Origin of the sequence: Pseudomonas koreensis, from assembly GCF_024169245.1 — a bacterium.
Lineage (GTDB): Bacteria > Pseudomonadota > Gammaproteobacteria > Pseudomonadales > Pseudomonadaceae > Aquipseudomonas > Aquipseudomonas koreensis_F.
Map to the genome: position 1 here is coordinate 2,677,291 of NZ_JALJWP010000001.1, position 25,643 is coordinate 2,702,933.

The 25,643-nt window shown below is 56.1% G+C and carries 31 protein-coding genes; 7 read left to right on the forward strand and 24 right to left on the reverse strand.

Annotated elements, in window-relative coordinates:
- The first annotated feature begins 76 nt into the window (after positions 1–76).
- Positions 77–304, forward strand: a complete 228-nt coding sequence (locus J2Y90_RS12020; RefSeq protein WP_253499814.1) for a helix-turn-helix domain-containing protein — start codon at positions 77–79, stop codon at positions 302–304.
- 189 nt (positions 305–493) lie between these two features.
- On the opposite strand, the gene J2Y90_RS12025 is transcribed toward J2Y90_RS12020, so the two are convergent.
- Together J2Y90_RS12025 and J2Y90_RS12030 are read right to left on the reverse strand one after the other, a co-directional pair.
- The gene (locus tag J2Y90_RS12025; protein ID WP_253439361.1) at positions 494–820 is read right to left on the reverse strand and encodes a hypothetical protein; all 327 of its coding nucleotides are present in this window, start codon (positions 818–820) and stop codon (positions 494–496) included.
- Positions 821–937: 117 nt separating this feature from the next.
- Positions 938–1,870 carry an FRG domain-containing protein gene (locus J2Y90_RS12030; protein ID WP_253499817.1) on the reverse strand — a complete coding sequence of 311 codons (933 nt, stop codon included), beginning with the start codon at positions 1,868–1,870 and terminating at the stop codon, positions 938–940.
- 160 nt (positions 1,871–2,030) lie between these two features.
- Between J2Y90_RS12030 and J2Y90_RS12035 the strand changes: the two genes are divergently transcribed.
- Positions 2,031–2,246: a hypothetical protein gene (locus J2Y90_RS12035; protein ID WP_253439357.1), complete on the forward strand. Its 216-nt coding sequence runs from the start codon at positions 2,031–2,033 to the stop codon at positions 2,244–2,246.
- A gap of 143 nt (positions 2,247–2,389) precedes the next feature.
- Positions 2,390–3,016, forward strand: a complete 627-nt coding sequence (locus tag J2Y90_RS12040) for a recombinase family protein (RefSeq protein WP_253499820.1) — start codon at positions 2,390–2,392, stop codon at positions 3,014–3,016.
- Between the two features lie 231 nt (positions 3,017–3,247).
- Here J2Y90_RS12040 and J2Y90_RS12045 read toward each other — a convergent pair whose 3' ends face one another.
- From J2Y90_RS12045 to J2Y90_RS12055, 3 genes are read right to left on the reverse strand one after another with little or no spacing between them, the layout of a single operon-like run.
- Positions 3,248–3,844 carry a hypothetical protein gene (locus J2Y90_RS12045; RefSeq protein WP_253499823.1) on the reverse strand — a complete coding sequence of 199 codons (597 nt, stop codon included), beginning with the start codon at positions 3,842–3,844 and terminating at the stop codon, positions 3,248–3,250.
- Positions 3,844–4,494 carry a hypothetical protein gene (locus tag J2Y90_RS12050; RefSeq protein ID WP_253499826.1) on the reverse strand — a complete coding sequence of 217 codons (651 nt, stop codon included), beginning with the start codon at positions 4,492–4,494 and terminating at the stop codon, positions 3,844–3,846. The genes J2Y90_RS12045 and J2Y90_RS12050 overlap by 1 nt, the downstream gene beginning before the upstream one ends.
- Positions 4,491–5,381, reverse strand: a complete 891-nt coding sequence (locus J2Y90_RS12055; RefSeq protein ID WP_253499829.1) for a hypothetical protein — start codon at positions 5,379–5,381, stop codon at positions 4,491–4,493. Before J2Y90_RS12055 ends, J2Y90_RS12050 begins: the two co-directional genes overlap by 4 nt.
- A gap of 470 nt (positions 5,382–5,851) precedes the next feature.
- On the opposite strand from J2Y90_RS12055, the gene J2Y90_RS12060 reads away from it, so the two are divergent.
- On the forward strand, positions 5,852–6,067 hold the full coding sequence (locus J2Y90_RS12060; protein ID WP_253499832.1) for a hypothetical protein: 216 nt from the start codon (positions 5,852–5,854) through the stop codon (positions 6,065–6,067).
- 62 nt (positions 6,068–6,129) lie between these two features.
- Here J2Y90_RS12060 and J2Y90_RS12065 read toward each other — a convergent pair whose 3' ends face one another.
- Both J2Y90_RS12065 and J2Y90_RS12070 read right to left on the reverse strand, forming a co-directional pair.
- A complete protein-coding gene (locus tag J2Y90_RS12065; protein WP_253499834.1) occupies positions 6,130–6,450 on the reverse strand; it encodes a hypothetical protein in 321 nt (106 codons plus the stop codon).
- Between the two features lie 3 nt (positions 6,451–6,453).
- On the reverse strand, positions 6,454–6,708 hold the full coding sequence (locus tag J2Y90_RS12070) for a hypothetical protein (protein ID WP_253499837.1): 255 nt from the start codon (positions 6,706–6,708) through the stop codon (positions 6,454–6,456).
- Between the two features lie 962 nt (positions 6,709–7,670).
- On the opposite strand from J2Y90_RS12070, the gene J2Y90_RS12075 reads away from it, so the two are divergent.
- Positions 7,671–8,297: a hypothetical protein gene (locus J2Y90_RS12075; RefSeq protein ID WP_253499840.1), complete on the forward strand. Its 627-nt coding sequence runs from the start codon at positions 7,671–7,673 to the stop codon at positions 8,295–8,297.
- Between the two features lie 259 nt (positions 8,298–8,556).
- On the opposite strand, the gene J2Y90_RS12080 is transcribed toward J2Y90_RS12075, so the two are convergent.
- The 5 genes from J2Y90_RS12080 to nhaA form a co-directional block, all read right to left on the reverse strand.
- Positions 8,557–8,808: a pyocin S6 family toxin immunity protein gene (locus J2Y90_RS12080; RefSeq protein ID WP_253499843.1), complete on the reverse strand. Its 252-nt coding sequence runs from the start codon at positions 8,806–8,808 to the stop codon at positions 8,557–8,559.
- 20 nt (positions 8,809–8,828) lie between these two features.
- Positions 8,829–9,122, reverse strand: coding sequence for a colicin E3-like toxin immunity protein (locus tag J2Y90_RS12085; protein WP_429459924.1), 294 nt, complete (start codon positions 9,120–9,122; stop codon positions 8,829–8,831).
- Between the two features lie 15 nt (positions 9,123–9,137).
- Positions 9,138–9,374: a DUF7683 domain-containing protein gene (locus J2Y90_RS12090; protein ID WP_253499846.1), complete on the reverse strand. Its 237-nt coding sequence runs from the start codon at positions 9,372–9,374 to the stop codon at positions 9,138–9,140.
- A gap of 3 nt (positions 9,375–9,377) precedes the next feature.
- Complete coding sequence (locus J2Y90_RS12095; protein WP_253499849.1) at positions 9,378–10,580, reverse strand: S-type pyocin domain-containing protein; 1,203 nt, start codon at positions 10,578–10,580, stop codon at positions 9,378–9,380.
- A gap of 218 nt (positions 10,581–10,798) precedes the next feature.
- Complete coding sequence (nhaA, locus tag J2Y90_RS12100; protein WP_123418052.1) at positions 10,799–11,983, reverse strand: Na+/H+ antiporter NhaA; 1,185 nt, start codon at positions 11,981–11,983, stop codon at positions 10,799–10,801.
- A 250-nt stretch (positions 11,984–12,233) separates the two neighbouring features.
- Here nhaA and J2Y90_RS12105 point away from each other — a divergent pair, with 250 nt between their 5' ends.
- Positions 12,234–13,328 carry a PLP-dependent cysteine synthase family protein gene (locus J2Y90_RS12105; RefSeq protein WP_253499852.1) on the forward strand — a complete coding sequence of 365 codons (1,095 nt, stop codon included), beginning with the start codon at positions 12,234–12,236 and terminating at the stop codon, positions 13,326–13,328.
- Positions 13,329–13,466: 138 nt separating this feature from the next.
- Here the strand turns inward: J2Y90_RS12105 and J2Y90_RS12110 are convergent, their stop codons facing one another.
- The 3 genes from J2Y90_RS12110 to J2Y90_RS12120 form a co-directional block, all read right to left on the reverse strand.
- On the reverse strand, positions 13,467–15,080 hold the full coding sequence (locus J2Y90_RS12110) for an NAD(P)/FAD-dependent oxidoreductase (protein WP_253499855.1): 1,614 nt from the start codon (positions 15,078–15,080) through the stop codon (positions 13,467–13,469).
- Positions 15,081–15,175: 95 nt separating this feature from the next.
- Positions 15,176–15,829, reverse strand: a complete 654-nt coding sequence (locus J2Y90_RS12115) for a COG3650 family protein (RefSeq protein ID WP_253499858.1) — start codon at positions 15,827–15,829, stop codon at positions 15,176–15,178.
- Between the two features lie 135 nt (positions 15,830–15,964).
- Positions 15,965–16,564, reverse strand: coding sequence for a short chain dehydrogenase (locus J2Y90_RS12120; RefSeq protein ID WP_253499861.1), 600 nt, complete (start codon positions 16,562–16,564; stop codon positions 15,965–15,967).
- A 104-nt stretch (positions 16,565–16,668) separates the two neighbouring features.
- Here J2Y90_RS12120 and J2Y90_RS12125 point away from each other — a divergent pair, with 104 nt between their 5' ends.
- On the forward strand, positions 16,669–17,583 hold the full coding sequence (locus tag J2Y90_RS12125) for a LysR family transcriptional regulator (protein WP_253499864.1): 915 nt from the start codon (positions 16,669–16,671) through the stop codon (positions 17,581–17,583).
- Between the two features lie 108 nt (positions 17,584–17,691).
- Here J2Y90_RS12125 and J2Y90_RS12130 read toward each other — a convergent pair whose 3' ends face one another.
- The 9 genes from J2Y90_RS12130 to J2Y90_RS12170 all read right to left on the reverse strand — a co-directional run bounded on the left by J2Y90_RS12130 (position 17,692) and on the right by J2Y90_RS12170 (position 25,420).
- A complete protein-coding gene (locus tag J2Y90_RS12130) occupies positions 17,692–18,168 on the reverse strand; it encodes a DoxX family protein (RefSeq protein WP_253499867.1) in 477 nt (158 codons plus the stop codon).
- Positions 18,165–18,923 (reverse strand): HvfC/BufC N-terminal domain-containing protein, encoded by a 759-nt coding sequence (locus J2Y90_RS12135; protein ID WP_253499870.1) that lies wholly within the window; start codon positions 18,921–18,923, stop codon positions 18,165–18,167. Before J2Y90_RS12135 ends, J2Y90_RS12130 begins: the two co-directional genes overlap by 4 nt.
- Complete coding sequence (gene bufB, locus J2Y90_RS12140) at positions 18,920–19,807, reverse strand: MNIO family bufferin maturase (protein WP_253499873.1); 888 nt, start codon at positions 19,805–19,807, stop codon at positions 18,920–18,922. The genes J2Y90_RS12135 and bufB overlap by 4 nt, the downstream gene beginning before the upstream one ends.
- A 25-nt stretch (positions 19,808–19,832) precedes the next feature.
- Complete coding sequence (locus J2Y90_RS12145; RefSeq protein WP_041478029.1) at positions 19,833–20,138, reverse strand: BufA1 family periplasmic bufferin-type metallophore; 306 nt, start codon at positions 20,136–20,138, stop codon at positions 19,833–19,835.
- 282 nt (positions 20,139–20,420) lie between these two features.
- Positions 20,421–21,122, reverse strand: coding sequence for an ABC transporter ATP-binding protein (locus J2Y90_RS12150; protein WP_003222380.1), 702 nt, complete (start codon positions 21,120–21,122; stop codon positions 20,421–20,423).
- Positions 21,123–21,890, reverse strand: coding sequence for a high-affinity branched-chain amino acid ABC transporter ATP-binding protein LivG (gene livG / locus J2Y90_RS12155; protein WP_016771357.1), 768 nt, complete (start codon positions 21,888–21,890; stop codon positions 21,123–21,125).
- On the reverse strand, positions 21,887–23,143 hold the full coding sequence (locus J2Y90_RS12160) for a high-affinity branched-chain amino acid ABC transporter permease LivM (RefSeq protein ID WP_039762648.1): 1,257 nt from the start codon (positions 23,141–23,143) through the stop codon (positions 21,887–21,889). The genes livG and J2Y90_RS12160 overlap by 4 nt, the downstream gene beginning before the upstream one ends.
- On the reverse strand, positions 23,140–24,063 hold the full coding sequence (gene livH / locus J2Y90_RS12165) for a high-affinity branched-chain amino acid ABC transporter permease LivH (protein ID WP_016771355.1): 924 nt from the start codon (positions 24,061–24,063) through the stop codon (positions 23,140–23,142). The genes J2Y90_RS12160 and livH overlap by 4 nt, the downstream gene beginning before the upstream one ends.
- Before the next feature lie 229 nt (positions 24,064–24,292).
- A complete protein-coding gene (locus tag J2Y90_RS12170) occupies positions 24,293–25,420 on the reverse strand; it encodes a branched-chain amino acid ABC transporter substrate-binding protein (protein ID WP_253499876.1) in 1,128 nt (375 codons plus the stop codon).
- Between the last annotated feature and the right edge of the window lie 223 nt (positions 25,421–25,643).

Sequence of the window (25,643 nt, forward strand, 5' to 3'; positions counted from 1 at the left end):
ATATTCACAGTATATTGTGAAGACCCGCCGATGCTCAACCATGACAGTGCCCGCTCACTAGCGTGGAGGGATTGCATTGGAGATCGGGGTAGCCTTTGGGCGTGTACTGCGACAGAAAAGACAGGAAGCGAGCCTGACCCAAGAACAGTTAGCACTGGAAGCAGATGTGCAACGCAACTACGTCAGTCTGATCGAAAGGGGCCTCAATCAGCCTACGATTGCAATCCTATTCAAGTTAGCCGGTGCGTTGAAGTGCAGCCCATCCACGCTGATTCTCTTGGTGGAGAAGGAGTTGGGGAGATAGGCGGGGATTTCCTATGATGGCTAGGTTACTAACGGGCAACACCAAAATCAGCGGAACATGGGCATTCAACGGGATTCCATTTGATACCCACAAACACACTGGTGTTACTCCGGGAAGTGGTGTATCTGGTTTACCTACTGCTTAAAATCCGGTGGTGTTTAGTCACCGGACTCTTACAGGATTAGCTAATCAAAACAGGTTTTCAACGTAAGCCTTCAGCTCGCCATTACGTTTTTCAACTACGCGGCTAATGACTGCGCCGTTACCTATTTGGGCGACGTAGTAAATTTTATCCAGCTTTAGGTTTTTATAAGCATCTAGGAGCGGCCTAGCAATATCATTCCTAATATTGGTTAGAGTCTGCTCATCGAGACTTGTATACTTACTGAAATCTTGCAACCAGACGGTATCCACATTTTGTGCCTTTTTCCAACCAGCGTCTTCCAAGGCGCTATAGAACTCAGGTCGGTTATCCTTTGCATTTGTGAGGTCCAGCGACAGCATTACCTTGATCATACGATGCATCCTTTCTCATTGTAGCCTGACTAACCGCGAAGTGCGGTGTGATCAAGGTATGGGGGCAGGATACTGGCTTTTCAATGGCTATGCGCCATTATCGTATTTTTTTTGCTATCAATGGAAGTCTGGATCATGGTCGAAGCTATCAGCGTTGTATTCGTCTATTGCTGACTGTGTATGCCTGACTCCAATCTCGACATTACCCCAGTCTTTAACCATCTTTGCTACACCGTGGAATCCGGGGAAGAGGGTTGAGCCATCAATGCCCATCTTTGAACACAACTCCAACAAGTCCGGTGCTTCACTTAATGGTAGCGTCATTTTGATAAGCGGAGCATAGCCACTCGTTATGTCGTATATCTCTTGAACGTCCTCAAGTGCATCAGTCGTGTATGTATCGTCTACACTGTAATCCTTCGCGTGGTGAGCAGTGAACAAACCAGACTGAGCCGCTTGATTCTGGCTTGTGCCTCCCGGTGGTCGAATGATCTTCACCGTTTTCCAGAAAGGAGCAGAAGTTGTTTCCAACGCCCACACAGCAATCTTTGGCATCCCCATAAAGTCAATCTCAAAGCTCGCTGATGCTGCGGCGAAGTAACATGCAACAAAGCTTCGGTCAGTCCAGTCTAGAAGGCGGGTTGGCACTTCATAGTGCTGAGCTATCGCCATGATTTGGTGCATTTCTTGCTGAGGCCATGGTCTGTGTCCACTCATGAACGAGTGTTGAGCAGTTAGCAATCTGTCTCTAATCTGTTCTGTATATCCGGGCACAATCAATCCAGACCGGTCACACCCATCTAAGAATTTCTTCAGAATGTCTAGTTCAAAGCGGACTTGGCCTGAACTTGATTTGTCGAACATTCTTCGAGGGGAGCCGTACCCAAATGACCCCTCGCCATTACGGCATACAGAAGGGGTTAGCTTGTATTCGTCGCTTGGCTGGCCCCTGAAGACGTATTTGCCGTTTTTCCAAACTTCATTAAGAGGTGAAACGTAGTCAAGCAACTGACGTGCAGTGTCAAAAGGCTTTTCAAAAACGTTTCCCATCACTCACCTTGCTTCGAATTGGTCATGCCTGAGTGTACTGCCCATTCGGCAATGCCACCAACCTCCCAGTGCTTAGGCTCCTGTTGACATGTCCGCACTACAGCCTCAGCCAGCTTCAAGTTGAACTACTATCCTTGCCACCCCTCAAGGATGACCACCCATGGCAGAAAACACAGATGTCCATATAGCTATAGCAGACGTTCTAACACTCCTGCTGCACAACCAGCACGCTTTGGCTTCTGCAATCGAAGAAGTGGCCCTATGGGCTAAAGCCAGTGGCTCAAGCGAAACCCACGAGAACGCCGTCACTGCATTGCAGACTCTCGATGCGAACGCGTCTGCTATCACCATTGGAATTCTCAAGCTCCGGCAATAACCACTATCAAAGCAGTAGACCTATCCGGTAGTGCGGCGGTAGCTCCGTAGTGGCCAGCACAAGCTATCAATAAAGTCTTTAAAATAGCTTAATGATACTTTATCATTGCTCTATCAAATCAAGACTCCAAAGGATAGCCAGCCATGAACGCCCACTTGTACCTCCGAGCATCGACCAAAGATCAAGACGCCAACCGTGCAAAAGTGGCTCTGGAGTTGTTCGCTACCGAGAAGGGTTTGAAAATCGTTGGCGTGTATGCGGAGAACATCAGTGGCACCAAGCTCAACCGTCCTGAGCTGCTTGCATTGCTCGATACTGCCCAGAGTGGAGACGTGCTATTGGTTGAGTCTGTAGACCGTCTGAGTCGCCTCTCACAAGCTGACTGGGACACGCTCAAGGCCACTATCAGGGCGAAGGGGTTGCGTCTGGTTGTGGCTGACCTGCCAACCAGTCACATGCTGGTTGAAGCGAAGGGGATCACCGGTCAAATCATGGACGTGATCAACAACATGCTGATCGACCTCATGGCAACTATGGCTCGACTGGATCAAGAGAAGCGCGTGGAACGCATCAAGCAGGGTTTGGAGAACAAGAAAGCTGCTGAGCCTGAATGGAAGCCATCAGGCAAAGGAAGGAACACTGCCAAATGGGCTGAGGTACAGTCGCTAATGCGGAAGCATCCAACCATGTCTGCCGATGAAATTGCCAAGTTGGCTGAGTGTGGTGTCGCCACGGTGTACAGGATCAAAAAAGAAACGAAGGCGGCGTGACGCTGGTTGCTTCACAGATACTTCTGATCAAGCTATCCGGGGCCAAGTGCCCCCTTATTTTAGAAAAGCTGCGGCTTTCATTTGGCCCCCTCGCACTTGGCTTAGCACCTCGGGCAAAACCACCAGAATTATTTTCCAAGCTCGAAAACCAAACGGTTATCGAAGTGCACCCGAAATTTTGGCGGGGGCAGGGATATTTTCAACACGCCCCCTATCCTCAACACGACTCGATCACCCGCCAAAGACCGTAGGCTCTTCTATCAGTGAAACGCTGTACTCGCCGTAGGTCAGTGTTTGATGCAGTTTGATTTCAGCAGTAGCAACCCATTCACTCCAGATTTGGTCGATGTCATCGGAACATTGCCGCATGAAGTCGATGGTTAGAAAAGCTTCCCAATCGCCACGAAGATCGAAGTCGTCATAGTTAGTCCCTGGCTGAAAGTCCACCGTTTCATCTACCTCGATGGTGTCCGGCTTGCCATGTGCGATGGTGTCACGAAAGCTCTTCAACTCTTTAATGGACGAGTACGGACGCACTGAAAAGTCAGGTTCCAGCCCGAGAGCCTTCAACACAATCTCGACCTTCTTGTCGAACCACCGCCTTTCCTTTAAATCCTCCACCGTCTGTTCGCCAATGAAGTTAAGGCGCGATTCAAAGGTGAACGCCAACATGACGAGACAGGCAGTGATGTCGAGAGCGATACCTTGCCTGTTTCCCGTCGCTTCCATTTCCTCGATACGAGCCTTGAGGTGGTGAGCCGTGTTGGAGATATCGTTGTGTATGTGAATGTTCTTCTTGGCGGTTTTTTGCACCCGAAGTTTCGTCATTAGTTTCTCCCTGACTCGCTCGCAATGATCCCACTACCAACCCTCACCGCCAGTTGCTTATAATAGTATATCCATCGAATATAATCATTTAAAATATAAGGCGCAACACGCCAGCACAGAAAAGGCCATGACAATGAAATCAGCACGACAACGAAACTTGCCTTCCCTAGTACAAAAAATAATAACCCATAAAAAACCCAGAAGCTAAATATCTCCAATAGAGACTTATATCTCAGTATTTTCTTCTCTGCAAATTCGGCCTTTAGTCTTGCTAACTTAAGCTCTTCACTTGCCGCTTCTAGAGGAACGGAATGAACTGCTATATCAACCGTCTCTATCAGCGCGGACACTCGCACCTGCTGTAGCTCCGACTCCAAAATTTTCAGAGCAGTGATCTTAGATATTAAAGGAACAACATAGAAAGCCATTATAAAAGTTACAATAAAAATCCACAGCGGAGCCTTGGTGATCGCATCAAGCAGCGCCTCTGCGAAGTCTGCCGCTGACCCGATCCAAAACTCACTAAAAATTAACTGATAAAACTTGTCTGACCCCACGAGCATTGCAAATACGAAACAAAATATTCGACAAAGCGTGACGTAGCGCGACGCTACGTTATAGACAGACTCAAAAAACTTATCAAAAATCATTTTGTCGGCAAAATATCAATAAACACAAGATCACCACGCACCGGATCGAATGTTTCATGCACAGAAATAGGAGCTGCCCAAATTGCAATATCCTTGTTACTCAAGTTGTGGGCATGCAATTTCAAAACGTCATCATAGTCTTGAATCATTATCTTGCTTTCCTGTCCGGTGACACGACTCCAAAATTTTGCCGCATATTTAAATGCAGCTGTTGTTCCTTGCTGCTCTAGACCTGTGATCTGACCAATATAGACAGCTGGATTATCCAGCCGTTTTGTTGCAACAACTTTGGAAAATCGTGTAGCCCTCATCTCGTCAAACAAATAACTACCGTAGCCTTTGTGTGAATCAACGTCAATTTTCAAAAGTGCACCGGGAGTGGTTCGCACCAATGCTAAAGCGTTATTTATATCCTTCAGCACAGCAGTCCGAGCATATGCCAGCTTTCGACCACCCTCGACCGCAATCAAATCTTCTTGAGTTATTGGATCAACGTTATCGTGGATTACTAAACCCTTACACGCTTGCAAATCGCTCTGCAGAATTTTACTGTGAGAAACTACTTCCTTTGCTGATTTCTCATATGGCTCCGCCATAAACGCATTAAACAGCTCAGGCACTTTAGCTGCCAGATCGCTGACAAAAGGAATCCTAAGAGAGCCCTCTTCAAGCTCATTTACATAAATATCAGCGTAGCCCTGAAGCTCTTTAGGCAGCGAAGTATACTTTCTAATCTCCCCTTTACGCTCGAAGTAAACAATCTTGTCAATCGATCGTTGTATATGAGGCAAGGTATAAGCAAGTGTACGCAATGACACACTATGATTAGGGGCTAAGGTACCATCGAATGTAAGTGTTATTTGATTTTGTAGCACTGCGATATCCATCCATGATCAGTATGGAGCAAATCATAGATCAAACGCTTTCCTGATGCACTACAAAGCGACGCCGAAGAACAAGTCAAGCTTGCTATCACCAGCACTTTCACTTGTCCGATTCGTATCGGCGGGTTAACGATCATCAAGCCTGCACCAGAAGCTCCCGAACCATCCACCCATGTTGCCCCGCCGACACCTCAATAGTGAAAATGCAGTCGGAGCATAGGCAGGAAGATCGCCCACGAATTGAAGACGCTGGACAGGAAAACTGTGTTGATAGAATGCATAGTCCACCTCGACCGCTTCCAGAGTGGAAGGGGCACCCTCTAAAGTCGGAGCCATTATTTTTGGCGGGATTTTGGGAAATTCATTCAGAAGCGTTATCCCGATTTTCGCGGGATTTGGAAATCGCTCCACCAGCTCCCCACCAATCTCGAATCGAGCTACGATCTTCTTTCAACTCAATCAAGGACGACCCAATGAGTGACAGCAACGAAACGATGGCCGACGCATTGGAACTGCTTCTTCTCAACCAACATGCTATCGCTGCCGGGCTTGAGGAAGTGGCGCTGTGGATCGAGGCACGCGGCTCTCTGGATACTCACGATAACATCACCACCGCGCTGGGAACGTTAGATTTGAATGCAGACGCGATAACCACAGCTATAGAGAAGCTGCGTCAAGACCATCAGTAGCTAAAAATCAGATGGCCAGATGTAAAAAACCCCACCGGAGTGGGGTCTGAAGCCGTAACCACCTACCTCAATCGCAGGAGTGCCTCCGCTAGCAAGCCTGTGGATACGCCATCTTTCTTCCACTCAATGGGCGGCTGCTCACCCACCATCACCAGCGCCTCGTAGTTTCGAATCCCTGCGGTACTAGCAGCAAGCGCAACATGCTCTCGCATAATCCTCTCCGCATCGGCTGCGGTCGTGCCCGGAGTAAATTGAACCCTCCAGACAGTGGTCAGCTTGCGTTTGACATAATGATGAGCATCAAGTACACGCTCAAATGTCTTTCTCGCTTCTTCCGGCACATATCCGTTCAAATCAACAGTGAGAATCGCATGACGGGTCATGATTCATTCCCCCCGCGCTTTGTTGGCTTGAGAGACAACCGAACCAGCAAGGGTTTTCGTCTCTTCGCTGTACTTCTCACTCTGAAGCACTCGACCTGCTTTCGCTTCCATCTCAGCACTCGTTTGCTTACCAGTATTGGCTTGGGCCAACGTGCAGGCAGCGAGACTTTTGGCAATTTTAGAGGCATGAGGATCGCGGAGGGTTTCAGAGGCCAGCTTGGCCACCTTCGCGGAGGACTGCTTTGAATTACTAGGCATGACATTTTACCTTTGTAGCAAAGGATAGAATTGTCACCCCCAAGGATTGCCGGCCAGCAGTGAGCTGTTGACGATCACGTCAATGTTTGGCTCAATGCAGTCCCCCTAGGGCTAACATAGTCACTACTGTTTAGCTTTGGTTGGTGCGGGTGGTTGTGAATCGGTCTCGACAACTTAAATCACAACCGCTCGCAGACTTTCCTAAGTACCTCATTCGAGGTCAGCAGCTAACGGCAAACCCCAATATGTAGGGTTGTTTCGCCGCTTACGCCCAGCATATTGCGTTTCATGTGGCGATTGCAACGTACTACCTGTGGATAAACCAGTGCGTAAATGCATTTAAAAATCGGAAATGCCCTGCAAGCCCCGTGCCGACTGGTCTAGTTCGTTTAATATTTTTTCTCAGAAGGTGTGTGATCACCGTACTGGTATCCCATTCGGGCTGTGTCCTGCTCGGTTTGGCGCCGGTACACATTACTCAACGTCCGCTGCAATCGCCCGTGTTCCCCCTTCAATGCAGCAAGCTCGGTGGAGCTGTCCCGGCATATCACAATCAATCCAACGATGTCGCTATGGGCTTTCCGTAGGCAAAGGCGATTAGTGTCCAACTCTGCTTACAACAGGCGGTTGTAGTTCTGGAGCAATTCAACGTGTGTTGGCGCCCCTAGCTTAAAGCCAGGATCATCAATCAGATCGTCAACCAATTAGTCTTTCATTGCAGTCACGCCAAAGGGTGTGCGAACAGTCGAAGCTCTGTCCGTAAAGCTTCAAGGGTTGTGTCCCTCGGATGCGCTAGTCTGGTTGGCTTTCGGGCAGATTACTCGGTTAACATCCGCGAAAATCGGCTGGTACAGGTGAGGGCATGCACACAGAAAACGCAAAGCAGGGTACAGGTTGGAAACTGGCCAAATGGTTTTGGGCTGCGATGCTCTTAACCCGTATTCGGTGTTCCCATTACGAAATTGGCAGAGCGCTACTTCGACGTTGCGTCTTTCAGCACCATGTTCGCAACTGCGGGCGTTTGGCTAGGCCAGACAGTCTCAATTCAGCTGTGGTTGTTTTGGGTTGCAGGGATAGGTGCAACGCTGGCCATCGCTTTCGGAATTTGGTCGCTTTCGGATAAACGTCACGGAGTGATTTTTGCAAAGAATGAGCAGGACAAGGCATTTGCGACAGCGGAGGAGGCTACCTCTAAGCTGAAAATGGCCAACGCCGAGTTGGACAGAACCAAGCTTGAACTGGGTGTAACCCGCAAGGATCTTGATACTGTCAGTTTGGAGCTTGAAGCTGCGTACGCGAAAATTGCAGAGCTGCGTACTCCGGCGTTGCCGCCCATGACAGAAGATCAAGACAAAGTGATCGCCGTTATCGCAACCTATGACAGCGAAGGCAAAGAATGTCCGGCAAAGGAGTTCCCGGGTCGCATTGGGCTGAATCTGTTGGAAGCAGATGGGGCGATGGACGTGCTGGCGGCAAGGAAGTTGATCGAGTTCCAATACTACAATGATCGTCGATACGTCACGTTGACTGCCAAGGGCCGGGCATACGTTTTACACCCTGACTTTTGGATGCCGCAGATGCCTTCCTAGTTCGTTAGTCTATGCTCGTCGGCAGCCGGCAGAACTACAGCGGCGTATAAATATTTCGACTCCGATCACTCCGAGAGAAAAATCCTCCGTCTCACGACTATGAGTGCAGAAAAATCAGCGTATAGCTGGTTGATCCATGTTCTGTTTCTGATCTCGCTTTGGTGCAAAGTGACCAGTCAGAATCCATTCTGTTTCTCATCATAATTTTGCAGATTGTTGCTGACTGGTCGGGGTTTTTCTTTGCTTGTGAGTGGGTCAGTCAGTATTTGGCGCAGGTCCCCATGAAGTATACGAGGCCCTTTGGGAAACTGACGCTGAGCAGATTTTCCAGTGCGGTTACCTGATCCTGAGTCAACAACAACTCGCCGGGTTCCACCTCATCCAAGGGCTTGGACTCAATGAGCTGGGCGACTCTTTCATTCATCTCGCTGCCGGTGATATCCAGCTCGAACTGCAAGGAGTCATCTTGAACTTCGTCAGGGAAGAATCCGGTAATCGAAAGAAAGCGCATGAAGAACTCATCCCGGTTATTTAACTGTAATCAAACGAAATCTGGTAGTCGCAGGTATTCAGAGTGATTTGATGTTGAAAGTACGGCTGAATGCTAGCTACCCACTTTTCGATGACGTTGAAGCCGCCATTATTGATGTTGCCTTCCACCGGAATACTCAGAGCATTCAAAACTGATTCATCGTCCCCCAGATCTTTTGACGATTCCTCGCCCTGAATTTCTAAGGTTGCTGTGTCGTACCACTCCAGCCTCAATACCAGACCCATTTCTTCCTCGCAGATACTTTGATGTTGCTTTTGTTTTTTGTTCTTCACATTGCTCGCTTACGGCTAATCGGGGCCGTTACATGTCAGTTGAAAGTAATAGCGTGAATCTGCGATTGATATCTGCATCAGTTTTTCAAAGGCTTGAACTTGATTCTGATCCAAGTCGTAGCCTTCCCAACCTTGCTGCTTGGTCGTCCAACCCATAATTGATTCAATGTGCTCCTCATACTCTTTGGGTATTTCCGCTACCCATACCTGGTAGTCAGTCTGCTTATCAAAAGCTTCTATCAAAAATCTCAAGGCTCAATGCTCCGTTTTTCCTTTCTTCGAGTTTTTATTCTTTTTTGTAGACGTAGGCTCACCAGTGATTGGATCAAATTCCCCGATGTGGTTTCCCCGAGCATCATATTTTTCAATCGTTCCGTGCATGGAGTCCCATTCGAGAATATGCCCTTTGGGAGTTTTCCATCTTTTGCGTTTTGCACCGCCGCCTTGGACTGCTGTTTTACGGCCTACGATTCTGGCATCTGGAAAGGCCGGCAGTATGTCAGGCGGTTGATGATATTCGTGATCCCCAGCGCGAGTACTGATGACGATGTAAACCGGTTTAACGCCTGAACTTGCCGGAAACACCAGAATGAAATCTTTGTACTCCGGCGGATAAAGCGGATTCACCAGTATCCCGTCCGCCGCTTTCGTCGGCGGATACACCCAGATATGCGGTGCCTGCGGGGCAGCCTCCAGCGCTGGGATGCCGAGGATGTCCGAACCATCCACCGCCGGGGTCCAGAGCAGTTCGATACCTTCGCCCAGATCCGCAATGAACCGGTCGCCGCGTGCAGTGAACTGCACGACATCGACCATTTCCCAATCGCGGTTCTTGCCGGTGTAGAAGCCGTAACCCTTGAGGCTGCCATTGGCCTGTTGCTCGACGCGCAGGCGTACGCGTGTTCTGGCTTGTTTGAGTGTGCTCAGTTGCTCATCGGTGTAGAGCGCGCTGTCGCCCAGGCTTGACGGCATCAGCAGCGCAACCAGCCCGACCAAGGGCGCAGCCACCGCACTGGAGACGAGCGCCGGCAGCGCTTCAAAAGCCGAGCCTGCCAAGGCCAGACTGCCAAACCCGATCGGGATCGCGTTGGCGCTGATTTTCTTGAGTGGAATGCCGCCGCTTGGGTCGGCTTCGCGAGCGCCGAGCAGGATCAGCTCGCCGTAATCCTTGAGGCTGTCGGTCGGCACCATGCCGGAAGGATTGCTGTAATCGATGATCGCATCCGGCAGCTTGCAGGACTTGGCGAATACACAGCCGGCACGCACGGCTTCAGGTTTTTTCGCCGCCACTTCACGGCTGCGCTCGAAAGCTTCCTGCCGCGCCAGCATCGCGTCGTAAGCGTTTTGCCCGGCTTCGCGCTCGGCCAGTTCAGCCGCCGTCATATACCGCCAGGTAACGTGATGTCCGTCGCCCTCCGGTGGGTTTTGCACCCGGGGAATGTCCTTGTTCCGCGCCACTGATCGTCCCTTCGTTCATCGTCGACAGCCCCTGGAAAGGGGCTGCACGACGTTATCGAAGCGGGGAAAGTGTGGCTGTAGGACGCGTCGCTAAAGACGTGGGATTGTTCGCTGCTTAACTGAGAGGCGAGGAATCTGTGGCGAGGGAGCTTGCTCCCGCTGGGGTGCGAAGCGCCCCCAAGAAGTGGGCGTGCTGCGCAGTTCAGCGGGAGCAAGGGTTATTGCAGTTGTGAATTCTTGCGACTCGCCGCCGCCGTCACCGCATAACCAATCAGCGCCGCGAGAATCGAGCCGGTGAGGATGCCCATCCGATCCATTCCTGCGTAATCACTCACGCCCGGTTCGAAGGCCAGCGAGCCGACGAACAGGCTCATGGTGAAGCCGATGCCGCAGAGGATCGCGACGCCGAGGACCTGGCCCCAGTTGGCGCCTTGGGGCAGGGCGGCGATGCCGATCTTGACCGCCAGCCAGGTCAGGCCGAACACGCCGATGGTCTTGCCCAGCAGCAGGCCGATGGCGATGCCCATCGGTACGTCGTGGGTGAAGCTTTCGACGGTGACGCCGCTCAGCGACAGGCCAGCGTTGGCGAAAGCGAACAGCGGCAGGATGCCGTAGGCGACCCACGGGTGCAGCGCGTGTTCGAGGGTCAGCAGTGGCGACGGCTCGGCATTTTTCGTCCGCAATGGGATGCAGAAAGCCAGGGTCACGCCGGCCAATGTGGCGTGGACACCGCTCTTGAGCACGCAGACCCAGAGGATCAGGCCGATGATCATGTACGGCCCGAGCTTGACCACGCCGAGCCGGTTCATCGCCACCAGCGCGGCAATGCAGGCCGCCGCCAGGCCCAGCGAAAGGGTCGACAGTTCGCCAGAGTAGAAAATCGCGATGATGACGATGGCGCCGAGGTCATCGATGATTGCCAGGGTCATCAGGAACAGTTTCAGCGAGACCGGCACGCGCTTGCCGAGCAGCGCCAATACGCCGAGGGCGAAAGCGATGTCGGTGGCGGTCGGAATGGCCCAGCCGCTCAGGGCGGCGGGGTTGTCGCGGTTGAGGAACCAGTAGATCAGCGCCGGCACCAGCATGCCGCCGATCGCCGCAGCGCCGGGCAGGACGATCTGCGAGGGCCTGGACAACTGACCGTCGAGCACTTCGCGTTTGACTTCCAGACCGATCAGCAGGAAGAACAGCGCCATCAGACCGTCGTTGATCCATAGCAGCAGGGGTTTGGCGATTTTCAACGCGCCGATCTGCGCCACCACCGGAGTGTCGAGCAGGCCGGTGTACAGCCACGACAATGGTGAGTTGTTGATGATCAGGGCGAGAATGGCTGCGGCGATCAATAACAGACCGCTGGCAGCTTCCAACTGAAAGAAACGCGTGAAAGTGCTACGCAGAGGCAAGGTCGCTCTCCATCGATTGGTGAAAAAGGTGGGCTACCCTAACCCGTACCGTTAGTTGTTAAAACAAAAGTTATATTCTTTTTTGTTATATGTCGTTACGGGCTGTCTGGCTCGGAAGCATTGAGCCTAGCAGTTGCCTGACACATTGAGACTCAGCTGTATCTTTGCCGTCTGCGGGATATTTCCTAAGCTTGCGCAAGACCTTTTTCAGGGGACCCATCTCCTGTCCGATTCAATGAGAAACGAGACCATGAGCGACAACCGACAGTGGGCCCGCGAAGCCATCCGCATCATTGAGGCGGACTTCCAGCGCAGCGCCGACACCCACCTGATCCCTTTGCCGCTGCCCGGTTTTGCCGGCATCGAGTTGTATTTCAAGGACGAATCCAGCCACCCGACCGGCAGCCTCAAGCATCGCCTCGCCCGTTCGCTGTTCCTTTACGCGCTGTGTAACGGCTGGCTGAAACCCGGCGCGCCGGTGATCGAGGCGTCCAGCGGCTCGACGGCGATTTCCGAAGCGTATTTCGCGCGCATGCTCGGTTTGCCGTTTATCGCGGTGATGCCCGCGACCACCTCGAAAGAGAAGATTGCCCAGATCGCCTTCTACGGCGGCCAGAGCCATCTGGTGCAGGATCCGACGCAGATCTACGCCGAATCCGAGCGCCTGGCGCGTGAGCATGGCGGTCACTTCATCGACCAGTTCACCTACGCCGAACGCGCCACCGACTGGCGGGCGAACAACAACATCGCCGAATCGATCTTCCAGCAGATGCGCTACGAAAAGCACCCTGAGCCGACCTGGCTGATTTCCAGCCCCGGCACCGGCGGCACCACCGCGACACTCGGCCGTTACGTGCGCTATCGCCAGCACTGCACCCGCGTGTTGTGTGCCGATGCCGAGCGTTCGGTGTTCTTCGATTTTTACCAGAGTGGTGATGCGAGCCTGCGCCTGGACTGCGGCTCGCGCATCGAAGGCATTGGCCGGCCACGGGTGGAAGCGTCATTCCTGCCCAAGGTCATCGATGCGATGGTCAAGGTGCCGGACGCCTTGTCGCTGGCGGCCATGCATTATCTGGCGCAGCGTTTGGGGCGGCATGTCGGCGGGTCGAGCGGGACCAATCTGATCGGCGCGCTGATGGCGGCGCAGCAGATGAAAGCGGCGGGGCAGTCGGGGTCGATCGTGGCGATTCTGTGCGATGGCGGCGAGCGGTATGCCGACACGTATTACGATCAGGATTGGCTGCGGGCGCAGGGGTATGAATTGGATGATTTGATTGCAGCGGTGGCGGCGAGTGCCGAGCGCGGAGAGGCGCTGCCGACCTCGGTGCTGCGCGCGAATATCTAAAGCTGAACGCAGAAACCACTGTGGGAGCGAGCCTGCTCGCGAAGGCATTTTTTCATTCAACATCATCGTCGACTGAAATACAGCTTTCGCGAGCAGGCTCGCTCCCACAGGGTTTTGTGTTGTGTCAGCTTATGCGGATCAGGCTTCCAGGCCGAGGATATCGCGAGCCACAGCCTCGGCAATGCGAATCCCGTCGACGCCCGCCGAGAGAATTCCGCCGGCATAACCCGCGCCTTCGCCCGCCGGGAACAGGCCCTTGACGTTCATGCTCTGCAGCGACTCATTGCGGGTAATGCGCAGCGGCGACGAGGTGCGGGTCTCGATCCCGGTCAGCACTGCGTCGTGCAGCGAATAACCGCGAATCTGCTTCTCGAATGCTGGCAAGGCTTCACGGATCGCCTCAATGGCAAAATCCGGCAGCGCCAGAGCCAGATCGCCCAGCGCCACGCCCGGTTTGTACGATGGTTCGACTTCGCCCAGTTCGGTCGACGGCTTGCCGTTGATGAAGTCGCCGACCAGTTGCGCCGGGGCCTTGTAATCGCTGCCGCCGAGGATGAAGGCGTGGGACTCGAGGCGTTCCTGCAACTCGATACCGGCGAGCGGGCCGCCCGGATAATCGACTTCCGGGGTGATGCCGACGACGATGCCGGAGTTGGCATTGCGCTCGTTACGCGAGTACTGGCTCATGCCGTTGGTGACCACACGATTGGGCTCGGACGTCGCCGCGACCACGGTGCCGCCCGGGCACATGCAGAAGCTGTAGACCGAACGGCCATTCCTGGCGTGGTGCACCAGCTTGTAATCGGCAGCGCCGAGTTTCGGGTGGCCGGCGTATTTGCCCAGGCGCGCGCGGTCGATCAGCGATTGCGGGTGTTCGATGCGGAAACCCACCGAGAACGGCTTGGCTTCCATGAACACGCCACGGCTGTGGAGCATGCGGAAGGTGTCGCGGGCGCTGTGGCCGAGGGCCAGAACCACGTGTTTCGACTGCAGGGTTTCGCCGCTGGCCAGTTGCACGCCGACCAGTTGACCGTCTTCGATCAGCACGTCGCTGACGCGCTCCTGGAAGCGCACTTCGCCGCCCAGCTCACGGATCTGCTCGCGCATGTTTTCGACCATGCCGGTCAGACGGAACGTACCGATGTGCGGCTTGCTGACGTAGAGGATTTCTTCCGGCGCGCCGGCCTTGACGAACTCGTGCAGGACTTTGCGGCCGAGGAATTTCGGGTCCTTGATCTGGCTATACAGCTTGCCGTCGGAGAACGTCCCCGCCCCACCTTCGCCAAACTGTACGTTGGACTCGGGATTGAGCACGCTTTTACGCCACAGGCCCCAGGTGTCCTTGGTGCGCTGACGGACTTCGGTGCCGCGTTCGAGAATGATCGGTTTGAAGCCCATCTGCGCCAGCAGCAGGCCGGCGAAGATGCCGCACGGGCCGAAGCCGACGACGATCGGCCGCTGGCCGAGATCGCTCGGTGCCTGGCCGACGAATTTGTAGCTGACATCCGGCGCCACGTTGACGTTACGGTCGTCGGCGAACTTGCCCAACACTCTGGCCTCGTCGCGTACGTTGAGGTCGATGGTGTAGATGAAGCACAGTTCTGAGGACTTTTTGCGCGCGTCATAGCTGCGCTTGAACAAGGTGAAATCGAGCAGATCATCGCTGGCGATGCCCAGACGCTGCACGATGGCGGCGCGCAGGTCTTCTTCGGGATGGTCGATTGGCAGCTTGAGTTCGGTGATTCGTAACATGGCAGGATCCGGATTCGCGGGGCGCACAACTGCGCCAGGGCGTTTGAAGGCGGCGATTATAAGCCGCCGCGAGCGGATCCGTGGCGGAAAAACGATCAGTCGTTACGCGCGCCGCCGAAATAGCCGCAGCCGCGCTGCACCTGACCGTCGATACGCAACTCGGCGCTCATGTGCTGCACGCTGCCGGTGCTGCTGTCGAGGCAGCGCTGCGGCGCGACCCACAGTTCGATGCGCTGGTTGTTGGCTTCGCTGCTGAGATTGAAGCGGCCGTCGCCCAGTTGCTCTTCCACATAGGGCACGGCGAGCGGGGACTGGCCGTCGCGCTCGATGACCATGCCTTTGCCGCTGACCTTGACGTTCCACTCCGGGCCATGGCCGGCGGCGCGCAGGATCAACAGTTTGAAATTCGGGTCATCGCAGGCTGTGCCCGAGCGTTCCGCGCGATACAACTGGCCCAGGTCGAGGCGATCGCCGGAGACCTTGCCGCGCACATCGGCAAACAGCTTGCCCTGTTCGTCGGCGAGGGTGGCGGCCTCTTGCAGGACGCTGGTGCCGCCGATGTCATTGACTACCAGTTGCCGCTGCTCCTGACACGGCTGGAACACCAGCTTGCCGTCGGCGGCGGTCAGTTGCCCCTGCATCCGCGTCTGCCCGGCATGGGAAACACTTTCACGCTGGCCGTCGAACAACTGGCAGGCGGCAAACAACGGCAGCAGGGCAACGAGGATTAACGGACGGGCAACACGCATCTTTGGCTCTCCAGACAAGTGCTGCCACGTTACGCAGCCTGACCCCCAAATGCAAAAGATCGCAGCCTGCGGCAGTTTCTGCAGGGAACCATAAAGTCCTGTGTAGGAGCTGCCGAAGGCTGCGATCTTTTGCTCTTAACCGACGTGAAACGTCTGCCCGGTTTGCAATCCCTCAACACTTTTCGCGTAGGCCAATGCGACGTCCGCTGCAGGAACCGACTTGAAGCCACGGAAATAGGGCGCGTATTTGCCAAGGGCTTCAGTCAGCACGGTCGGGCTGACCGAGTTCACCCGCAGCCCGCGTGGCAGTTCGATGGCGGCGGCGCGGACGAAGCTGTCGAGGGCGCCGTTGACCAGTGCTGCCGAGGCGCCGCTGCGAATCGGGTCGTGGCTGAGCACGCCGGTGGTGAAGGTGAACGAGGCACCGTCATTGGCGAATTCGCGACCGATCAGCAGCAGGTTGACCTGGCCCATCAGCTTGTCTTTCAGACCGAGGGCGAAGCTGTCTTCGGTCATCTCGTCCAGCGCTGCGAAGGTCACGTTGCCCGCGGCGCAGATCAGCGCATCGAACTTGCCGGTCTGTTCGAACAGCTTGCGGATCGACTCGCTGTCGCTGATATCCACCTGCAAGTCTCCGCTGTTGCGGCCGATGCGAATAACTTCGTGACGCTGCGACAACTCTTTGTCCACCGCCGAACCGATGGTGCCGCCGGCGCCTATCAACAGAATCTTCATCGAGCTGTACCCCAAGTGAATGAATGAGGTTTCAGTCTAGAGTGGTTTTTTCAGCGGATAAGCGCACTAATAGGCAACCTTTGGTTTTCAAATGGAAACAATCCATGAGCGAAATGGATGATCTTGCTGCGTTTGCCGTGCTGATCGAGGCCGGTAGTTTTACCCTCGCGGCGCAGCAGTTGGGCTGCAGCAAGGGCCAGTTGTCCAAGCGCATCAGCCAGCTCGAAGCGCAGTTCAGTGTGGTGTTGCTGCAACGCACCACCCGGCGCTTGAGCCTGACGGCGGCGGGGGCCGCGCTGCTGCCGCAGGCGCAGGCACTGGTGGTTCAGGTCGAACGGGCACGGCAGGCGTTGGCGCGTTTGAAGGACGACATGGCCGGCCCCGTGCGCATGACGGTTCCGGTATCGCTCGGCGAGACCTTCTTCGATGGCTTGTTGCTGGAATTTTCCGGGCAATACCCCGAAGTGCAGATCGAGCTGGAGCTGAACAACAGTTATCGCGATCTGTCCCGCGATGGTTTTGATCTGGCGATTCGCGCCGATGTGGCGAATGACGAGCGGCTGGTGGCCAAGCCGCTGTTGGCGTGGCACGAAATGACCTGCGCCAGCCCGGCCTACCTTGAACGTTTCGGCGAACCGCAGACGCCGCAGGCCTTGGCCGAGCATCGTTGCCTGCTCAACAGCCATTACAGCGGGCGCGAAGAATGGCTGTATCACCAGCAGCACGAACTGCTGCGGGTGCGGGTGTCAGGCCCTTTCGCCAGTAACCATTACAGCCTGCTGAAAAAAGCTGCGTTGACCGGCGCCGGCATCGCTCGTTTGCCATCGTACCTGCTGCAAACCGAACTGGCTGAAGGCCGCTTGCGCTGGTTGCTGCGCGATTACCAGACCCGACGGATGCCGATGTATCTGGTGCATCCGTATCAGGGTGGATTGCCGAAACGCACGCAGGTGTTGGCGGATTATCTGATGGGCTGGTTCAAACGCAGTGGCGAGGCGCTGGATCGACTGCAGCGCTGAAAGCAATCCCCTTGTAGGAGTGAGCCTGCTCGCGATCACGGTACATCAGCTACGAATTCATCAACTGACAGTCCGCTATCGCGAGCAGGCTCACTCCTACAATTCAGGTCAGCGTTGGAGGCGGCGGGCAATCAGGTGATCAATCGACAATCTACCCGGCCCCGTCGCCATCAGGTACAGCAACACCGCCGCCCAGGTGCCGTGGGTCGGGTAGGCATCCGGGTAGACAAACAGTTGAATGGTCAGGGTCATGCCGAGCAATGCCAGCGCCGAAAACCGTGTGGCGAAGCCGAGCAGAATCAGCAGCGGGAACACATGCTCGGCGAACGCCGCCATGTGTGCGGCGAGTTCTGGCGACAACAGCGGCAAGTCGTATTCGCTCTGAAACAGCGGAATCGTCGAATCGGCCAAACGCGGCCAGCCCAGTTCAAATGTGCCGTCAAACAAGTCGATCGCCAGCCCCTCGACCTTGGTTTGCCCGGATTTCCAGAACACGGCAGCAATGGAAAAACGCGCGACCAAAGCAATCAGGCTGTGCGGGATTTTTTCGAACAACGCGATGACGCGCAGGATAAAAGCGTTCATGGCAACTCCTTGTAATTCAGCCGGGTGATGGCGTTGTGCGCAATCAACAGTGCGAGGGTTTGGGCGAGATCGAACGGCGGGCTGTTTTCTGCCGCCGCGAGCAATGGCGAGCCCTCGAGCAAATGACGAATAAACACGCTCGCACCCGGTTCAAGAGCAAACACCTCAACGTCGAGACCGTTGCGCAGCACCAGGGCATGCTGGCCTTGATTGAGGCCAATGCCCGCCAGACTTGGCTCCTGCTGATGCGCGGCCCAGATCGCCACTACCGCAAAAGCGGAGTCGAGCAGGCGCAGCGAGGGATGCAGTTCGAAACACAGCTCACTCAGCGACTGCGGATCGGCCAGCGCGGCACTGACTTGTTCAGACCGGATCGGCTGCGCATCAGCGGCGTGGTAGGCGACAGTACGCAAGTGCTCGAGTCGCGCGACATCCGCGACATAAGGCACGCCGGCGATGGGTTCAAACTCTGCGATGAAGTCGGCGAAGTTCTCGCCATAGCGGCTCAGCAACGGACTTTTTGGCGGCTGACTGCGTACGAAAATCGCTGCCATCGCGCGAAAGAATTCCTCACCGACCAATTGCTGCACCACCGGATAACTGTCGGCCAGGGCATTGATCAGCGAGCTCTGCACATTGTTGCGATAGACCGCGAAACGCCGCGACGGATCGGCGCCGTTGCGGCTGCCCAGGCCCTTGGGGCAGGGCAGGTGCACATCGAGCAGGGCGTCGGCGAAGTCCGCTTGCGTGCTCATGCCGCACGCTCCGCTCGACGCAACAGCGTCTCGGCTTGCTGCGCTTCGGCGAGCAACACGTCGAAGGCCGGCACTTGATTGTCGCGTTCGATCAGCGTCGCCACCGGGCCGATACGTTGCAGCACTTGCCGGTACAGATCCCAGACGGCCTGATCAATCGGCGCGCCGTGATCGTCAATCAGCAAGCGATCGCCGAGGTTGTCGCAATCTTCAGCGAAGCCGGCCAGATGAATTTCGCCGACTGCGTGCAGCGGTAACGCATCGAGATAGGCCAGTGGATCGCGTTGATGATTGACGCACGACACATAGACATTGTTGACGTCGAGCAACAAGCCGCAGCCGCTGCGGCGGATCACTTCAGCGATGAACTCGGCTTCGTCGATCGTCGAATGCTCAAACGCCAGATACGTCGCCGGATTCTCCAGCAGCATCGGTCGTTTCAGGGTGTTCTGCACTTGGTCGATGTGCGCGCAGACGCGGTTCAGCGTCGGCGTGTCGTAGGCCAGTGGCAGCAGATCATTGAGGAACACCGGGCCGTGGCTCGACCAGGCCAGATGTTCGGAAAAGGCTTGTGGCTGATAGCGCTCGATCAGCTCGGCGAGGCGTTTGAGGTGCTGGCTGTCCAGCGGGCCTTCGCCACCGATCGACAGTCCCACGCCGTGCAATGACAGCGGGTACTGCTCACGAATCAAACCAAGAAAATGATGAAACGGGCCGCCGGCCACCATGTAGTTTTCGGCGTGGACTTCGAAGAAACCGAGGTCCGGCAAGGAACCGAGCACTTCAAGGAAGTGCCCGGTCTTGAGCCCCAGCCCGGCGCGGGCAGGGAGCTCGGTGCGAGCTGCCTGAGTGCGCGGCAGGGACGGTTCGTGATGACTGAACATGGGCGTCACTCAGGCAGGCCGTGGATCAGGACTTGGCTTTGAAGGCTTCGAGCTGACCGAAACCGGTCGGCGAGGTTTTGCTCTCGGTGGTGGCGCAGGTGCCCTTCGGAACGAGCTTCCAGGCGTTGGCCTGATAGTCCATTTTCGCCGTGCCGGCGCAGGTGGTCCCGGCACCTGCGGCGCAATCATTCTTGCCCTTGAGGGCCACACCGAAGCATTTTTCCATGTTGGCATCGGCGGCCTGGGCGGTGGAGACAGTGGCGATGCTCAGAGCGGAACCGAGGGCCAGAACCAGGGCGGTGGCGGACAGGGTGCGGGTGGTTGCAGTCATGATGTTTCTCCAGATTTATCAGGGTTTCTGCAAGCGGTTTGCGCTTGCTTGTCCCTCTAGAGAACGGGTGGGGGGATGCGTTACACGCGGGGCTCAATTTTTTATAAAAATCTTCAGACCACCGCGTCCCCTGTAGGAGTGAGCCTGCTCGCGATGGCGCTTTGTCAGTCACTGCCGTTGCGACTGATACACCGCTTTCGTGAGCAGGCTCACTCCTACAGGGGATTTGTGGTGGGCATAAAAAAACGGCCCGAAGACCGTTTTTTTGTCCAGCGATAACACTCAACCGCCGAGATACGCCTCGCGTACTTTCGGGTCGGTCAGCAGCGCTTCACCGGTGCCTTGCATGACCACGCGGCCGTTCTCCAGAACGTAGGCGCGGTCGGCGATTTTCAGCGCCTGGTTGGCGTTCTGCTCGACCAGGAACACCGTCACCCCGTCCTTGCGCAGCTGTTCGATGATGTCGAAGATCTGCTGGATGATGATAGGCGCCAGGCCCAGCGACGGCTCGTCGAGCAGCAGCAGCTTGGGCTTGCTCATCAGCGCGCGGCCGATGGCGAGCATCTGCTGTTCGCCGCCGGACATGGTGCCGCCGCGCTGGTTGAAGCGTTCTTTCAGGCGTGGGAAAAGTCCGAGAACCTTGTCCATCTGTTCCTGATAGTCGCCCTTGTCGGTGAAAAATCCGCCCATCGACAGGTTTTCTTCCACGGTCAGACGGGCAAACACCCGACGACCTTCCGGGACCACGGCGATGCTCTTGCGCATGATCTGCGACGAGTCCTGGCCGACCAGTTCCTCACCCATGTAGCGGATGCTGCCGCTGTGCGCCTGCGGCGAACCGCAGAGTGTCATCAGCAGCGTGGATTTCCCGGCACCGTTGGCGCCGATCAGCGTCACGATCTCGCCCTGACGGACTTCGACGTTGACGCTGTGCAGGGCCTGGATCTTGCCGTAGAAGGTGGAAACGTTTTCGAACTGCAGCATTTACGCTTCCCCCAGGTAGGCTTTGATCACTTCAGGATTGTCGCGGATCTGCTCCGGCGTGCCGTCGGCCAGCGGTGTGCCCTGATTGATCACGACGATGTGGTCGGAAATGCTCATGACCAGCTTCATGTCGTGTTCGATCAACAGCACGGTGACGTTGTGCTCTTCGCGCAACACACCGATCAGCGCCTTGAGGTCTTCGGTTTCCTTCGGGTTCAGGCCGGCGGCCGGTTCGTCGAGCATGAGGATCCGTGGGCGGGTCATCATGCAGCGGGCGATTTCCAGGCGCCGTTGCTGGCCGTAGGCGAGGGTGCCGGCGGTGCGGTTGGCGAACTCTTTGAGATTGACCTTTTCCAGCCAGTACTCGGCAAACTCCATGGCCTCGCGCTCGCTTTTGCGGAACGCCGGGGTCTTGAACAGGCCTGACAGGAAGTTGGTGTTCAAGTGACGATGCTGGGCGATCAACAGGTTCTCGACCGCGGTCATGTCCTTGAACAAACGCACGTTCTGGAAAGTACGCACCACGCCCTTGAGGGCGATCTTGTGGCCCGGCAGGCCCTGGATCGGCTCGCCGTCGAGCAGGATGCTGCCGCCGGTAGGCTGATAGAAACCGGTCAGGCAGTTGAACACGGTGGTCTTGCCGGCGCCGTTCGGGCCGATCAGGGCAACTACCTGTTTTTCCTTGACGGTCAGCGCCACGCCGTTGACCGCCAGCAAGCCGCCGAAGCGCATGCTCAGATTTTCGACTTTAAGGATCTCGCGGCTCATTTGCGCAACTCCATGTGTGGGCGTTGCATCGGCAGCAGACCTTGTGGACGCCAGATCATCATCAGCACCATCAGCGCACCGAACATCAACATGCGGTACTCGCTGAACTCACGCATCATTTCCGGCAACAGGATCATCACGATCGCCGCCAGGATCACGCCCAGTTGCGAGCCCATGCCACCCAGCACGACGATGGCGAGGATGATCGCCGACTCGATGAAGGTGAACGACTCCGGGGTCACCAGACCCTGGCGCGCGGCGAAGAAGCTGCCGGCGAAACCGGCGAACGCAGCACCCAGGGTGAACGCGGAAAGCTTGATCACGGTCGGGTTCAGGCCCAACGCGCGGCAGGCGATTTCGTCTTCACGCAGCGCTTCCCACGCGCGACCGATCGGCATGCGCAGCAGACGGTTGATCACGAACAGCGCGGCCAGTGCCAGCAACAGCGCAACCAGGTAAAGGAAGATCACCTTGTTGATCGAGTTGTATTGCAGGCCGAAATACTCGTGGAACGTCTGCAGGCCTTCGGCGGCCTTGCGCTCGAAGGTCAGGCCGAAGAACGTCGGTTTTTCGATATTGCTGATGCCGTTCGGGCCACCGGTGATATCGGTCAGGTTACGCAGGAACAGACGGATGATCTCGCCGAAACCCAAGGTCACGATCGCCAGATAGTCACCGCGCAAACGCAGCACCGGGAAGCCCAGCAGGAAGCCGAACGTCGCCGCCATCAGGCCGGCAATCGGCAGGCAGATCCAGAAACTCAGCCCGTAGTAGTGCGACAGCAGCGCGTAGCTGTAGGCGCCGACGGCGTAGAAACCGACGTAACCGAGGTCGAGCAGACCGGCCAGACCGACGACGATGTTCAGGCCCAGGCCGAGCATCACGTAGATCAGGATCAGCGTTGCGATATCCACCGCGCCACGGGAGCCGAAGAACGGCCAGACCAGGGCGATCAGAATCAGCGCAATGATGAAATAGCGCTGGGTGGTCGGCAGGGTCAGAAAGTTGCTGGCCTTGGCCGGGATCAGCGGCATGCCCGGCGAGGAGCGCCAGGCCTTGCTGATCTGCTGGTTGAACAGCACGCGCAAGAACATCAGTACCGAGCAGATCGCGATGGTCGCGAGGATGGCCGGGCTGGTGTTGTGCACTTCCAGATTGATGCCGACGATGGTCAGTTTCAGTCCGAGTACCGGGTAGGCCACCGCCCACACCAGCAAGGCACTGAACAGTGCCTGTTTAAGATTCCTAGTCATACTTTCTCAACCTCCGGACGGCCCAGAATGCCGGTCGGACGGAACAACAGCACCAGAACCAGCAGGCCGAACGCAACGACGTCCTTGTACTGGTCGCCGAAGATATCGGCACCGAACGCTTCCGCTACACCCAGCACCAGACCGCCGAGCATGGCCCCGGGGATGCTGCCGATGCCGCCCAGTACCGCAGCGGTGAAGGCCTTGAGGCCGACAAGGAAACCGGCGTTCGGGTTGATCACGCCGTATTGCATGCTCAGCAGCACTGCTGCAACAGCTGCCAGCGCAGCACCGATGACGAAGGTCAGGGCGATGATGTTGTTGGTGTTTATGCCGAGCAGGTTGGCCATCTTGATGTCCTCGGCACAGGCACGGCAGGCGCGGCCCAGGCGGGAACGGGAGATGAACAGGGTCAGGCCGAGCATGGCGATCAGGGTCACGACGAACACCACGATCTGCATGTAGGAAATCAGCACTTCTTGTGCGCCACCCGGACCGAAGGCGAAGTTGCCCGGGATCAGGTTGGGGATCGCTTTGTCCTTGGAGTCTTGCGCCAGCAGAACGGTGTTCTGCAGGAAGATCGACATACCGATGGCGGAAATCAGCGGGATCAGACGGTTGCTGCCGCGCAGGGGGCGGTAGGCGATCCGTTCGATGCTGTAACCGTAAGAACTGGTGACGACGATGCTGGCGATGAACGCCGCGGTCATCAACAGCGGGACACTGTCGAGTCCCATCATGGTCAGCCCGGCAATGGCGATGAACGCCACGTAGGAACCGATCATGTACACCTCGCCGTGGGCGAAGTTGATCATTCCAATGATGCCGTAAACCATCGTGTAGCCGATGGCGATCAGGGCATACATGCTGCCAACGTTGAGGCCGTTAACCAGCTGTTGGAAGAAGTGATAGAGGTCAGGCATTACAGCGCTCCTAAAAACCTGTACGCATTTCACTGGTGGAGTCATTTTCCCGCCCGGCCCCGTGGATCTCTATCCACTTCGAATCCGGGTTTTGCCAGCGAACCGCTGATGACGGTTTTGAGATTTTCAGGTGGGCAGACTGGCGGATCACGCCAGCGCGGCCCTTACATTCGCAAAACAAAGCCCACGGCACGCCGTGGGCTTTATTGGCAGTCAGTCGGGCAAGGCCTTACTGAGGCGAAACTTCGGTTTTAGGTTTGCCGTTGTGCCACTCGTACACGACAAATTTGAAGTCCTTCAGGTCGCCCTTGTCGTCGAAGCTCAGGTCACCGGTCGGGGTCTTGAACGAACCGGCGTGGATGGCTTCAGCCACTTTGGTCGCGTCTTCGGACTTGGCCGCCTTGATGCCTTCGGCAATCACGGTCACCGCCGAGTAGGACGGGAACACGAACGGACCGCTCGGATCTTCTTTCTTGGCTTTGAATGCGTCAGCCAGAGCAACGTTGGCCGGATCCTGGTCGAAGGATTTCGGCAGGGTCACCAGCAGACCTTCGGACGCGTCCTTGGCAATCTGGGTGATCGAGTCGTTACCCACGCCTTCCGGACCCATGAAGCGGGCTTTCAGGCCTTTTTCCTGAGCCTGACGCAGGATCAGACCCAGCTCCGGGTGGTAGCCGCCGTAGTAGACGAAGTCGACGTTGGCTTGCTTGAGCTTGGCGATGATTGCGGAGAAGTCCTTGTCGCCAGCGTTGACGCCTTCGAAGACGGCAACCTTGGTGCCTTTCTTCTCGAGGGTCGATTTGACGGCGGTGGCGATGCCTTCACCGTACTGCTGTTTGTCGTGCAGCACGCCAACCACTTTCGGTTTGACGTGATCAGCAATGTAGTTGCCGGCGGCAGGGCCCTGGGCGCTGTCGAGACCGATGGTGCGGAAGATCATTTTGTAGCCACGAGCGGTGATGTCCGGGCTGGTGGCAGCCGGGGTGATCATGATCACGCCTTCGTCTTCGTAGATGTCCGAAGCTGGCTGGGTGGAGCTGGAGCACAGGTGACCGACCACGAACTTGACGCCGTCGTTGACGACCTTGTTCGCTACCGCTACCGCTTGTTTCGGATCGCAGGCATCGTCGTATTCAACGGCTTGCAGTTGCTTGCCGTCGACGCCGCCCTTGGCGTTGATCTGCTCGATGGCCATTTTTGCGCCACTGAACTGCATGTCGCCGTACTGGGCTACTGGACCGGTCTTGGGGCCGGCGATACCGATTTTGATGGTGTCAGCTGCGAACGAATGGCTGGCAACCCCGGCCAGAACCATAGCGGCAAACAGTTTGGAAATCTGCTTAGTAGCCTTAGTCATAGTGCTCCACTCTTACTGTTGTATTTTTTAGAGTTCTGGCGCCGTAGCAGCAGAACCGGGTCAGATATCTTTGCGATACCCTCCGGAAAATGCCCCGGCAACTGTACCGGTACAGTGTAGAGCGCCGCTTGATCAACTGGGAAGCAGGCGCCACGGGGCAAAACTTGAGGGTGTCGCATTTTTGAATGAAAGAGACAGAATTGCGGCGGGGCAATCGGGGGCA